The 12962-nt window shown below is 61.1% G+C and carries 10 protein-coding genes; 4 read left to right on the plus strand and 6 right to left on the minus strand.

Going from position 1 to position 12962, the window contains the following annotated elements; genetic code table 11:
* Window positions 1-11 precede the first annotated feature (11 nt).
* Together EIY72_RS29425 and sugE are read left to right on the plus strand one after the other, a co-directional pair.
* Entirely contained in the window at window positions 12-977 is a 966-nt protein-coding gene (locus EIY72_RS29425; RefSeq protein ID WP_093224599.1) for a bile acid:sodium symporter family protein, read from the plus strand.
* A gap of 118 nt (window positions 978-1095) precedes the next feature.
* Window positions 1096-1410 carry a quaternary ammonium compound efflux SMR transporter SugE gene (gene sugE / locus EIY72_RS29430; protein ID WP_093224602.1) on the plus strand — a complete coding sequence of 105 codons (315 nt, stop codon included), beginning with the start codon at window positions 1096-1098 and terminating at the stop codon, window positions 1408-1410.
* A 124-nt stretch (window positions 1411-1534) separates the two neighbouring features.
* On the opposite strand, the gene EIY72_RS29435 is transcribed toward sugE, so the two are convergent.
* The 4 genes from EIY72_RS29435 to EIY72_RS29450 all read right to left on the minus strand — a co-directional run bounded on the left by EIY72_RS29435 (window position 1535) and on the right by EIY72_RS29450 (window position 6315).
* Entirely contained in the window at window positions 1535-3409 is a 1875-nt protein-coding gene (locus EIY72_RS29435) for an MFS transporter (protein WP_093224605.1), read from the minus strand.
* Window positions 3410-3505: 96 nt separating this feature from the next.
* Window positions 3506-4657: a TDT family transporter gene (locus EIY72_RS29440; protein ID WP_093224608.1), complete on the minus strand. Its 1152-nt coding sequence runs from the start codon at window positions 4655-4657 to the stop codon at window positions 3506-3508.
* Between the two features lie 105 nt (window positions 4658-4762).
* Window positions 4763-5074, minus strand: a complete 312-nt coding sequence (locus EIY72_RS29445) for a cupin domain-containing protein (RefSeq protein ID WP_093224611.1) — start codon at window positions 5072-5074, stop codon at window positions 4763-4765.
* A gap of 50 nt (window positions 5075-5124) precedes the next feature.
* Window positions 5125-6315 (minus strand): MFS transporter, encoded by a 1191-nt coding sequence (locus EIY72_RS29450; RefSeq protein ID WP_093224614.1) that lies wholly within the window; start codon window positions 6313-6315, stop codon window positions 5125-5127.
* Between the two features lie 138 nt (window positions 6316-6453).
* On the opposite strand from EIY72_RS29450, the gene EIY72_RS29455 reads away from it, so the two are divergent.
* Together EIY72_RS29455 and EIY72_RS29460 are read left to right on the plus strand one after the other, a co-directional pair.
* Window positions 6454-6990, plus strand: a complete 537-nt coding sequence (locus EIY72_RS29455; protein ID WP_093224619.1) for a TetR/AcrR family transcriptional regulator — start codon at window positions 6454-6456, stop codon at window positions 6988-6990.
* Between the two features lie 163 nt (window positions 6991-7153).
* Window positions 7154-10624: a hybrid sensor histidine kinase/response regulator gene (locus EIY72_RS29460; RefSeq protein ID WP_093224621.1), complete on the plus strand. Its 3471-nt coding sequence runs from the start codon at window positions 7154-7156 to the stop codon at window positions 10622-10624.
* A gap of 113 nt (window positions 10625-10737) precedes the next feature.
* Here EIY72_RS29460 and EIY72_RS29465 read toward each other — a convergent pair whose 3' ends face one another.
* Window positions 10738-12102: a DNA recombination protein RmuC gene (locus EIY72_RS29465; RefSeq protein ID WP_165939625.1), complete on the minus strand. Its 1365-nt coding sequence runs from the start codon at window positions 12100-12102 to the stop codon at window positions 10738-10740.
* 175 nt (window positions 12103-12277) lie between these two features.
* On the minus strand, window positions 12278-12601 hold the full coding sequence (locus EIY72_RS29470; protein WP_093224625.1) for an SEL1-like repeat protein: 324 nt from the start codon (window positions 12599-12601) through the stop codon (window positions 12278-12280).
* Window positions 12602-12962 lie beyond the last annotated feature (361 nt).

Here is a 12962-nt window from a genome sequence, read left to right on the forward strand (position 1 = left end):
AGGATCAGACCATGCGCGCCCTGGCTGCATTGAGTCGTTTTGTCGGCAATACCTTCGCTTACTGGGTGCTGATTTTCGCCGTCCTGGCGTTTCTGCAACCGGCGTGGTTCATCGGCCTCAAGGGCGCCATCGTGCCGCTGCTGGGCCTGGTGATGTTCGGCATGGGCCTGACCCTCAAACTCGAAGACTTCGCCGAAGTCGCGCGCCATCCGTGGCGAGTGGCATTGGGCGTGGTCGCACATTTCGTGATCATGCCCGGCGTGGCGTGGTTGCTCTGCCAGGCCTTTCATCTACCACCGGAGATCGCGGTCGGCGTGATTCTGGTGGGTTGCTGCCCAAGCGGCACCTCATCGAATGTGATGACCTGGCTGGCACGGGGCGATCTGGCGTTGTCGGTGGCGATTGCCGCTGTCACCACCCTCCTCGCTCCGCTGCTGACACCGGCGCTGATCTGGCTGCTGGCTTCCGCCTGGTTGCCGGTGTCGTTCATGGAGTTGTTCTGGTCGATCCTGCAAGTGGTGCTGCTGCCCATCGTGCTGGGCGTGGTCGCGCAGCGCCTGCTCGGCAACAAGGTTCGCCACGCGGTGGAAGTCCTGCCACTGGTGTCGGTAGTCAGCATCGTGATCATCGTTGCCGCCGTCGTCGCGGCCAGCCAGGCGAAGATTGCCGAGTCCGGTCTGTTGATCATGGCCGTGGTCATGCTGCACAACAGCTTCGGCTTCTTGCTGGGCTACTTCACCGGGCGCCTGTTCAAGTTGCCGCTGGCGCAGCGCAAATCACTGTCCCTGGAAGTCGGTATGCAGAACTCCGGCTTGGGCGCCGCGCTGGCCAGTGCCCACTTCTCGCCGCTGGCGGCGGTGCCAAGTGCCTTGTTCAGTGTGTGGCACAACATTTCCGGGGCGCTGCTGTCGACCTGGTTCCGCCGCATGAGCGAGAAACAGGATCGCGAGATGGCAGCCCAACACGCACCGGATTGAGGCGAAAACTTGATCCGGGCACCAATGCTGGGCACTATATTGCGCAACGCGAGGACGACCTCGCGGCTCGATCGAGTCATTAATCAGGGGACGACCCCGTCAATCGATGGAGGTCTTCATGTCCTGGATCATTCTGTTTTTCGCCGGCCTGTTTGAAGTGGGCTGGGCCGTTGGCCTCAAATACACCGACGGCTTTACCCGCCCTCTTCCGACCGTCTTGACCGTTGCAGCCATGGCCATCAGCCTTGGCTTGCTCGGTCTGGCCATGAAGGAACTGCCACTGGGCACCGCTTACGCGATCTGGACAGGTGTCGGTGCTGTCGGCACGGTGATCGCCGGGATCATCCTGTTTGGCGAGTCGATGGCGTTGATTCGACTGGCCAGCGTCGCGTTGATCATCACCGGGCTGGTTGGGCTCAAGGTCAGCGCCTGAGCCACTGACGCCATCGCGAACAAGCTCGCTCCCACATTGAATCCCGGTCGCACAAAAACTTTTTGTTCACTGGAGATTCCTCTGGGAGCGAGCTTGCCCGCGAAGGAGCCGGCACAACCGCCGGCTACCTGACCGTCCCGCGCAAATCCCCCACCAACGCCTGCAACCTCGCCGGTTCCGCCACGTCTACGGGCACCGCCTGTCCCGCCACCAAGGTCACCCGCGACCACAGCCGCCGAAACAATCCCTTGTTCGGATCGCGACTGAAGAAACTCCCCCACAACCCCTGCAACGCCAACGGAATCACCGGCACCGGCGTTTCTTCGAGCACCCGCGTCAGCCCGCCTTTGAATTCGTTGATTTCGCCATCGGCGGTCAATTTGCCTTCAGGGAAGATGCACACCAGCTCACCGTCCTTCAGATACTGTGCAATCCGCCTGAAAGCGCTTTCGTAGATCTGGATATCTTCGTGCCGCCCGGCAATCGGAATGGTCCCCGCCGTGCGGAAGATGAAGTTCAGCACCGGCAGGTTGTAGATCTTGTAGTACATGACAAAGCGAATCGGCCGACGCACCGCACCTCCGATCAGCAAGGCATCGACAAAGGACACGTGATTGCACACCAGCAGCGCCGCGCCCTCGTCGGGAATCTGCTCGAGGTTGCGATGCTCCACCCGGTACATGGAATGGCTGAGCAGCCAGATCATGAAGCGCATGGTGAATTCCGGGACGACCTTGAAGATGTAGATGTTGACGCCGATGTTCAGCAGCGACACCACCAGGAACAACTGCGGGATCGACAGTTTGGCGAGGCTGAGCAGGATGATCGAGACAATCGCCGAGACCACCATGAACAACGCATTGAGAATATTGTTGGCGGCGATCACCCGCGCCCGCTCGTTCTCGGCAGTGCGCGACTGGATCAAGGCATACAGCGGCACGATGTAGAAACCGCCAAAGATCCCCAGGCCGAGGATGTCCAGCAGTACCAGCCAGGAATGAGCAAAACCGAGGATCTCGATCCAGCCATGACCCTGCACGCTGTCGGGAATCCCGCCGGAATGCCACCACAGCAGCAATCCGAATACCGTCAGGCCAAACGAACCGAAGGGCACCAGGCCGATTTCGACTTTGCGCCCGGAGAGTTTTTCACAGAGCATCGAACCGGCGGCAATGCCGACCGAGAACACCGTCAGGATCAGGGTTACCACGGTTTCGTCGCCGTGCATCCATTCCTTGGCGTAGGCCGGAATCTGCGTCAGGTAGATGGCCCCGACAAACCAGAACCACGAGTTGCCGACAATCGAGCGCGACACGGCCGGCGTCTGTCCCAGCCCCAGTTTCAGCGTGGCCCATGACTGGCTGAAGATGTTCCAGTTCAGGCGCACCTCGGGCGTTGCCGCTGCCGCGCGGGGAATGCCGCGACTGGCCAGGTAACCGAGCACCGCGATGCCGACGATCGCCGTGGAAACGATGGGCGCGTAATGCGCCGACGACATCATGACTCCGGCGCCGATGGTCCCGGCGAGAATCGCCAGGAAGGTGCCCATCTCCACCAGGCCATTGCCGCCTACCAGCTCGTCTTCACGCAGGGCTTGCGGCAGGATCGAGTACTTCACCGGCCCGAACAGTGCCGAGTGAGTGCCCATGGCGAACAGTGCCACCAGCATCAGCGACAGGTGATCGAACATGAAACCGACGGCGCCGACTGCCATGATCGCGATCTCACCGAGCTTGATCACACGGATCAGCGCGTCCTTGGCGAACTTCTCACCAAACTGCCCGGCCAGGGCCGAGAACAGAAAAAACGGCAGGATGAACAGCAGCGCGCACAGGTTGACCCAGATCGAGCGATCGCCCTCGATGGCCAGCTTGTACAGGATGGCGAGGATCAACGACTGCTTGAACACGTTGTCGTTGAACGCGCCGAGTGACTGTGTGACGAAGAACGGCAGGAAACGCCGGGTGCGCAGCAAGGTGAACTGTGAGGGGTGACTCATCTTCCGTGTGTCCCTGATGTCGGTAAACGTGGCCTGAATACTGATATAGGAATATCAATCGTCGATCCAGGCCACACCTTACCTAATCTTTGCCGGTTATTTCTTCAATCCGGCAATGCACGGCGAAACAAACAGCTCACCACGCCAGGCGCCCAGCACGGTGCGCTTGCCGACGATCAGCCACATCATTGCCAGTAACGCCACCAGGACACAGCCGAAAACATTGAAGAACGTCAGGTGCAGGGTGCTGCCCAGTTTCAGCGTCGCCAGCGAGTAGACGCCCAGGGGGAAGGTGAAACCCCACCAGCCCAGATTGAAGGGAATGCCGGCACGCAGGTAACGCGCGGTGATCAGCAGCGCCATCAGCATCCACCACAGGCCGAACCCCCACAGCGTAATACCCGCGATCACGCCGAGGCCGGCAGCAATCTCACCGATACCCGGCAGGCCATTGGCGGCAAAGATCAGCGGCGCATCGCCCCCCAGCAACAGCATGCCCAACGCACCGGTGCCGATAGGGCCGAGTGCCAGCCAGCTCGAAGCCGCCATGTTTTCATGGGGCAGTTTGTGCAAAGCCATGCGCAGCAGCAGGATGGTCAGAATGCTAAAGGCCACTGCCAGAGAAAAGGCCCAGAGCACGTAACTGGTCACCAGCATCACCAGTTGCGCGTGAGCTTCAGCTAGGTGTGGTGCGAGCAAACCGCCGCTCGCCGCCGCGACTTCCGCTGCGACGACTGGCAACAGCCACACGGCGGTCATTTGGTCGATGCTGTGCTCTTGGCGCGTGAACATCATGTAGGGAATCAGCACGCCGCAGGCCAGCGACATGGCCACGTCCAGCCACCATAACGTTTCGGCGAGCTGAATCACGCCATCGCCCCAGCGTGGCAGGCCAAAAACCAGGAAACCATTGATGATGGTCGCCAGCCCCATGGGAATGGTGCCGAAGAACATCGAGACCGTGGAGTGGCCGAAAATCCGCCGCGCCTCGTCGAAGAACAGGACCCAGCGGGCCGTGTAGACCGTGGTGAAGACCAGGAACAACAGAATGTTGAACATCCACAGCGCTTCGGCAAAGGCGTGCAAGCCCGGCACAGCGATGGGCAATTGCGCCAGCGCAAGCGCGAGGACGCCGGTGCCCATGGTGGCGGCGAACCAGTTCGGGGTGAACTGGCGGATCACTTCCCGTGGGTGCTGCAAGTGAGCGAAAGGTTTGAAAGTGGGCTTGATGCTATTGGCGCATGTCATGGCGAACTCCTGTCCTCAGGTGAGGTGGAGCCCATGTTAGATCCGAATCGAATATCTATATAACGGGTAATTTCTCTATATCTTATCGATAACGCAGATATAGCTTCATACACTGCCTTCCGCTTCGATCACCAGAATCCGCGCCACCCCCAGCGGGTGTGCCACATGTTCCGTGCCAACCGAGGCGTAAAAAATATCGCCGACCTCCAGCAAGGCCTCGCGCTCGACACCCTCTTCCCGATAGTGCATGCGCACCTGCCCATCGAGGACCACGAACACTTCCTGGCCATCGTTGACGTGCCATTTGTAGGGCTGGTCGGTCCAGTGCAGACGCGTGGTGATGCCGTTCATGTTGGCAATGTCCAACGCGGCCCAGGCGCGCTCACCAGTGAATGATTTGCTGCGGATAACCTTCATGTTGCGTTCCTTCGACGATGAACCGACAGAATACCAAGACTGACTCAAGCTCAGGATCCGGCCTCACAAGTTCTCAGTGGACGTGGCCGCAAGGCACTCGACAGCGCCCACAGTGCCAGAGCGATCAGCACGAGTGCATAACCATCGGTCGTCGTCACCAGACCCAAAGTGCGCGCCAGGTTACCGGCCAACAGCGCTGGCAGACAGAAAGCCAAATAGCTCAACGCGTAATACGCCGACATCAGGCCGGCCCGCTCATGGGGCAAGGCCAAGGGGACAAGGCTGCGCACGGAGCCGAGGAAACCGGCGCCGAAACCACAGCCGGCAATCAGCGTGCCGAGGAAAAACAGGGCCAGGCTGGCACTGTGTACCCCCGCCAGAATCAGCAGCACGCCCACCGGCAGCAAGCTTGCCCCCAGCCGCAATGACTTGCTCGCAGAACTGTTGCGCAGGGTAAAAATCATCAGCGCGCCCGTCAGGGTCAACGCGGCGACGGTCGCCCCGCCAATCAGGTTCGAAGTGGAACCCGTCGCCGTGCGTACCAGCGAGGGCGCCAGTGAGGCATAGAAACCGCCGAGCGCCCAGGTCGCCGTATTCAGTGGAAGCACTCGCCACAAGGTGCTGCGAGCCTGAACCGGCACATGCAAGGTGGGGCGCAAGGATGCCCAGGCCCCGGCCTGGGGCGAAACGCTTTCCGGCAGCCACCAGACATACACGGCTTGTACGGCAAACAACCCGAACAACAGCCAGTAGGTCAGGTGCAACGGCGCCGGCGCGTATTCGGACAGCAAGCCGCATCCCAGGCCGCCCAACGCCATGCCGAGCAAGGGTGCGACGCTATTGACCAGTGGACCCTGCTGGCGATCAGTGTCGAGCAGCGTCGCACTCAGCACCGCGGTCGCCATCCCGGTGGCAAAACCTTGCAGGACCCTGGCGCTGATCAGCCAGGCAACGTTGTCGGCGTATATGAACAGCAGCATCGCTAGAGCGTTGAGCAGCACCGCGGTGAATATCACCGGTTTGCGTCCGAGGTAATCAGACAGCGAACCGACCGTCAGTAAGGCGACCAGCAGGCTCAGGGCATAAACAGCGAAAATCAGAGTCAATGTCGCTGCCGAGAACTGCATCTGTTCCTGATACAGGTGATACAGCGGCGTCGGCGCCGTGGATGCCGCGAGAAAACTGAGCAAGGTCACGGCGAGAAACCACAGGCTTGCACGATTTGAATGAGAACTGGACATGGGCACGCTCCGCAAAAGCTAATTTTTTGCTTTTGCGCAGTGTGCGCTCGACGTTCGCTTAAAGCAAATTCTTTGTGTTAAGGTCCGACTCATGGCTTTTCATGACCGCGATTGCACAGGCAATACAGGAAGCACCCTATGACAACTCCGACATTACGCCCCGGTGGCCGTAGCGCCCGGGTGCAGGAATCCATTCACTCGGCGGTGCGTGAACTGCTCGAAGAGCAAGACCGCGCCAGCGTCACCGTACCCCTGATCGCCGCCCGCGCCGGGGTTACACCCTCGACCATCTATCGACGCTGGGGCGATCTGTCGGCGCTGTTGGCGGACGTCGCCCTCGCTCGCATGCAGCCCGACAACGAGCCGATCAATACCGGCAGTCTGCGCGGCGATATCACCACCTGGGCAGAACAGTACCTGGACGAGATGACCTCCGAACCCGGTCGCTGCATGTTGCGCGACGTGCAGGCAGCGCTGAAACCGAGCTACTGCGCGACCATCATCGGCAGCCAGCTGCAGACGATCCTTGATCGTTATCCGGATGAGCCGAAACCCGATGTGTACCATTTGACCAACCTGATCGCCGCGCCGACGGTGTTCCGCATCCTGTTCTCCGAGGCGCCGCTGGAGATTGAGGAGTTGCATCGGTTGGTCGAGATTGCCTTGAGTCAGTAAAGCCGCCATCGCGAGCGAGCTCGCTCCCACAGGTTCGCGTACACAAAAACCCCCTGCGACACCCCGCCGCTCCACGACCTTGGTCGACACTGACTAACCCCGGACATCGTGCGAGACTGTCTGTCCGGGCGGGAGGCCCGGAAGTCTTTTGTCTGGAGTCCACATGTCGCTGTCCACCGGGCTGATTGCCGCCGTCGCCCTGGCCTACATGGCCATCATGTTCGCCATCGCCTTCTATGGCGACCGTCGCAGCGCGCCTTTGCCGCCGCGGATGCGAGCCTGGGTGTACAGCCTGTCCCTGGCGGTGTACTGCACCAGCTGGACCTTCTTTGGCGCGGTAGGCCAGGCCGCAGAGCAACTTTGGTCATTCCTGCCGATCTACCTCGGGCCGATCCTGCTGCTGCTCGGCGCGCCGTGGGTCCTGCAAAAAATGGTGATGATCAGCAAGCAGGAGAACATCACCTCCATCGCCGACTTCATCGCCGCGCGTTATGGCAAATCCCAGTCATTGGCAATCGTCGTCGCACTGATTTGCCTGGTTGGGGTGTTGCCTTACATCGCCCTGCAACTCAAGGGCATCGTCCTTGGCGTGAACCTGTTGATCGGTGCCGGCGCCGACGCCATGGGCACCCGCGCGCAAGACACCGCACTGATCGTGTCGCTGGTGCTGGCGCTGTTCACCATCGTCTTCGGTACGCGCAACCTCGACGCCACCGAACACCACCGCGGCATGGTCCTGGCGATTGCCTTTGAATCGCTGGTCAAGCTGTTCGCCTTTCTTGCCGTGGGCGCCTTCGTGACCTTCGGTCTTTACGACGGTTTCGACGATCTGTTCAACCAGGCCATGCTCGCCCCGCGACTGGAGGAATACTGGAAGGAAACCATCAACTGGCCGTCGATGGTGGTGCAGACCGGCGTGGCGATGATGGCGATTATCTGCTTGCCACGGCAGTTTCACGTGACCGTGGTCGAGAACATCGAGCCCCAGGACCTGCGACTGGCCAAATGGGTGTTCCCGGCGTACCTGGCCCTGGCGGCATTGTTTGTCGTGCCCATCGCCCTCGCCGGCCAAATGATGTTGCCTGACTCGGTGCTGCCGGACTCCTTTGTCATCAGCCTGCCCTTGGCCCAGGCGCACCCTGCCCTCGCGCTGCTCGCTTTTATCGGTGGCGCGTCGGCGGCCACCGGCATGGTGATTGTCGCGAGCGTGGCGCTGTCGACCATGGTCTCCAACGACATGCTGTTGCCGTGGCTGCTGCGACGCAACAATGCCGAGCGGCCGTTCGAAGTGTTCCGCCAATGGATGCTGTCGGTGCGTCGCGTCAGCATCGTGGTGATTCTGTTGCTGGCCTACGTCAGCTATCGCCTGCTCGGCTCGACGGCCAGCCTGGCGACCATTGGCCAGATCGCCTTTGCGGCCGTGACCCAGCTGGCCCCGGCAATGCTCGGTGCGTTGTACTGGAAGCAGGCCAACCGTCGTGGGGTTTTCGCCGGTCTCGCCGCCGGTACCTTCCTGTGGTTCTACACGCTGATCCTGCCGATTGCCGCCCACAGTCTCGGCTTGCCCCTGGGGGCTTTCCCGGGGTTGGCGTGGCTGCACAGCAACCCACTGGGCCTGCCGATCAGCCCACTGACCCAAGGGGTCGTACTGTCTCTGGCAGGCAACTTCACCCTGTTCGCCTGGGTATCGGTGCTGTCACGAACGAGGGTTTCCGAGCACTGGCAAGCCGGTCGCTTCATCGGCCAGGAAATCAACGCCCGCCCCAGCGCGCGCTCCATGCTCGCGGTACAGATCGACGACCTGCTGAAGCTGGCTGCGCGTTTTGTCGGTGAAGAACGCGCCCGCCAGAGCTTCATCCGCTTCGCCTATCGTCAGGGCAAAGGCTTCAACCCGAACCAGAATGCCGATGGCGAGTGGATTGCTCACACCGAGCGTCTGCTGGCCGGTGTGCTCGGCGCCTCGTCGACCCGCGCGGTGGTGAAGGCGGCCATTGAAGGTCGCGAGATGCAGCTGGAAGATGTCGTGCGGATCGCCGACGAAGCCTCGGAGGTGCTGCAGTTCAACCGCGCCTTGCTGCAAGGGGCGATCGAAAACATCTCCCAAGGCATCAGCGTGGTCGATCAGTCGTTGAAACTGGTGGCCTGGAACCGTCGCTACCTGGAGCTGTTCAATTACCCGGACGGTCTGATCAGTGTCGGCCGGCCCATCGCCGACATCATTCGATACAACGCCGAACGTGGCCTGTGCGGCCCCGGCGAGGCGGAGGTACACGTCGCCCGCCGCCTGCACTGGATGCGTCAAGGCCGTGCGCATACCTCCGAACGGCTGTTCCCCAATGGCCGGGTCATCGAGCTGATCGGCAATCCGATGCCGGGCGGTGGCTTTGTCATGAGTTTCACCGACATCACACCGTTCCGCGAAGCCGCGCAGGCGCTGACCGAAGCCAACGAAGGATTGGAACAGCGAGTCGCTGCGCGCACCCATGAACTGTCGCAACTCAATGTCGCCCTGACCGAAGCCAAGGGTAACGCCGAGGCTGCCAACCAGTCGAAGACCCGCTTCCTCGCCGCTGTCAGCCATGACCTGATGCAACCGTTAAACGCTGCGCGCCTGTTCTCGGCCGCGCTCTGTCATCAGGGCGACGGGCTCTCCAGTGAAGCGCAGAAACTGGTGGCGCACCTCGACAGTTCCCTGCGTTCAGCCGAGGATTTGATCAGCGACCTGCTCGACATCTCTCGCCTGGAAAACGGCAAGATCAACCCCAATCGACAGCCTTTTGCCCTCAACGAACTGTTCGACACCCTGGGCGCAGAGTTCAAGGCCCTGGCACAGGAACAGGGGTTGGTGTTCCGCGTCCGTGGCAGCAAACTGCGGGTCGACAGCGACATCAAACTGTTGCGACGCATCCTGCAGAACTTCCTCACCAACGCCTTCCGCTACGCCAAAGGCCCCGTTCTGCTGGGCGTTCGTCGGCACAAGGATGAACTGTGCCTGGAGGTCTGGGACCGCGGTCCGGGCATTCCCCACGACAAGCAGCGGGAGATCTTCGAAGAGTTCAAACGCCTCGACAGCCACCAGACCCGCGCCGAAAAAGGCCTTGGCCTTGGGTTGGCGATTGCTGATGGTCTGTGCCGCGTTCTCGGTCATACCTTGCGCGTGCGTTCCTGGCCGGGGCGCGGCAGCGTCTTCAGCGTCAGCGTACCGCTGGCCCGTGCGCAAACAGCCGCTCCGGCGAAAGCTGCGGAACTCAATGGCCACCTGCTCAGCGGTGCGCAGGTGCTGTGCATCGACAACGAAGACAGCATCCTGATCGGCATGAACAGCCTGCTCACGCGTTGGGGATGCCAGGTCTGGACCGCACGCAACCGCGAGGAGTGCGCGGCGTTGCTTGAAGAGGGCGTGCGCCCGCAACTGGCCCTGGTGGATTACCACCTGGATCACGGCGAAACCGGAACGGGACTGATGGCATGGCTGCGCACGCAAATGGGCGAACCGGTTCCCGGCGTGGTAATCAGTGCCGACGGCCATCCCGAAACCGTCGCGCTGGTACATGCGGCGGGGCTGGATTACCTGGCCAAACCGGTGAAACCGGCGGCGTTGCGGGCGTTGTTGAACAGGCATCTGCCGTTGTAATGATGCCGACCTCAGGCATGGGGTGACACGCCTGACGCCTTCGCGAGCAAGCTCGCTCCCACATTCGAGCGCATTCCAATGTGGCAGCGGGTTTGCTCGCGAAGCTTTTCGGGCTACTCCGGCAATTCGACCAGACCGTCGACATCGGTCATTGCCCGTTCCAGCAGATCCGCCGGCAGGCTTTTGCTCGCCCGTGCACCCAACAGCTTCAACTGCTCGCTGCGACTGACCAGGTTGCCGCGCCCTTCCGTCAGCTTGTTGCGCGCCGAGCTGTAGGCCTTGTCCAGTTGCTGCAAGCGATTGCCGACCTCATCCAGGTCCTGGATGAACAGCACGAACTTGTCGTACAGCCAGCCTGCGCGCTCGGCGATCTCACGGGCGTTCTGGCTTTGCCGTTCCTGCTTCCACAGGCTGTCGATGACCCGCAGGGTGGCCAGCAGAGTGGTCGGGCTGACAATCACGATGTTGCGGTCGAACGCTTCCTGAAACAGGCCCGGCTCGGCCTGCAACGCGGCAGAAAAAGCCGCTTCGATCGGCACGAAGAGCAACACGAAATCCAGGCTGTGCAAGCCATCGAGGCGCTTGTAATCCTTGCCGGCCAGACCCTTGACGTGATTGCGCAAAGACAGCACGTGCTGCTTGATCGCAATCTGGCCGATGGCCTCGTCTTCGGCGGCCACGTACTGCTGGTAGGCGGTCAGGCTGACTTTGGAGTCGACGACCACCTGCTTGTCGCCCGGCAGGTAAATGATCACGTCCGGCTGGAAACGCTCACCATCAGGGCCCTTGAGATTGACCTGGGTCTGGTACTCGCGGCCCTTCTCCAACCCGGCATGCTCCAGCACCCGCTCCAGAATCAGCTCACCCCAGTTGCCCTGGGTCTTCTGCCCTTTCAAGGCGCGGGTCAGGTTGGTGGCTTCGTCGCTCAGGCGCAAGTTCAACTGCTGCAGGCGCTCCAGCTCCTTGGCCAGGGAAAAGCGCTCGCGGGCTTCGTTCTGATAGCTTTCTTCGACACGTTTTTCGAAGGACTGGATGCGTTCCTTCAGAGGATCGAGCAATTGCCCCAGGCGCTGCTGGCTGGTTTCGGCGAACCGCTGTTCGCGTTCATCGAAGATTTTCCCGGCGAGCTCGGCAAATTGCGCACGCAATTCATCCCGCGAACCTTGCAGGTCTTCGAGGCGTTGTTGATGACTGTCCTGCTGCTCGCGCAGCTCGGCTTGCAGCGAGGCGGCCTGGGCATCCAGACGGCGCAATTCGGCTTCTTTGCCGGCGCGCTCAAGGTTCCAGGCATGGGCGGCGTCGCGGGCATCGTCGCGCTCGATCTGCAGCAGTTCGACTTCTCGACGCAGTGCGGCCAGGTCCGCTTGCTTGGCTGCATTGGCCTGAAGCAGATCGGCGCCCTCATCGCGGCTGGCATCAAGCTGCGCGCTCAAGCCGTCCTGGGCCAATTGCGCCATGGCCAGACGCTCTTGCAGCAAGGCGAGGTCCGATTGCACCGTGCCTGCCCGGCGTTGCAGTTGCCAGGCCAGTACGAGCAACGGCAATCCGGCGCCTGCAAGACCCAGCAACAGGCTGGTCAAGTCCATGGCCATAGACACTCCTGACATTGGGATAAAAACTGAAGGTTAACCAAGGCGCCGGAACTTGGACAGCTCAGTCTTCGACCAGCCCCAGCTCCCGCTGTGCACGGCGGTCACCGGCGCGAGCGGCTTGTCGCAAGAGGTCCTGGCCGATCCGCCGATCGCGGGCGTTATCACACTCGCGGCACATCAATTGGCCGAGACGGCTTTGCGCAGCCACGACGCCTTCGCGGGCCGGCATTTTGAGCAAGCGCCCGGCGATGTGTTTGACCTGGGGCTTGTCGCCCAGCCGCGGACTGTCCAGCAACCACTCCGCCACACGCATCGAAAAGCGTTTTGTAGGAGAAACTGCAGGGGCTGTCGGGGAAGAGGAAACAGAAGATGAACGAAACTTCATAAAGCACTGTGGGACAGATCGGAGGCGCGCAACTGTACTCTCTTTTTTTTACAGGTAAAGCTTAAAACATCCCGGCACGCCCGTCCTAGAGCAAGCGCTCGGGACAATCCACAGAAGCTGTGGATAACTCAGTGGACAACCTCCCCCGAACCCCCGCAAAGCCCTGTGGAATGGGGCTCGCAGTCAAACTGACGATTTTTTCACCAGTAAAAAAAAGCCATGTTTTTCATTGACTTAAATTTTGCTTACAGGCAGCGATCCTGCTTGAAGCTGTCATGACAGCCGTGTGACGGAGTGCTCGACTTGTGTGCACAAGTGCCTTCTCGGTGGTTATATCAGCGCACTTTTTCGGCGCGTTTTT

Source organism: Pseudomonas vancouverensis (assembly GCF_004348895.1).
Classification (GTDB): domain Bacteria; phylum Pseudomonadota; class Gammaproteobacteria; order Pseudomonadales; family Pseudomonadaceae; genus Aquipseudomonas; species Aquipseudomonas vancouverensis.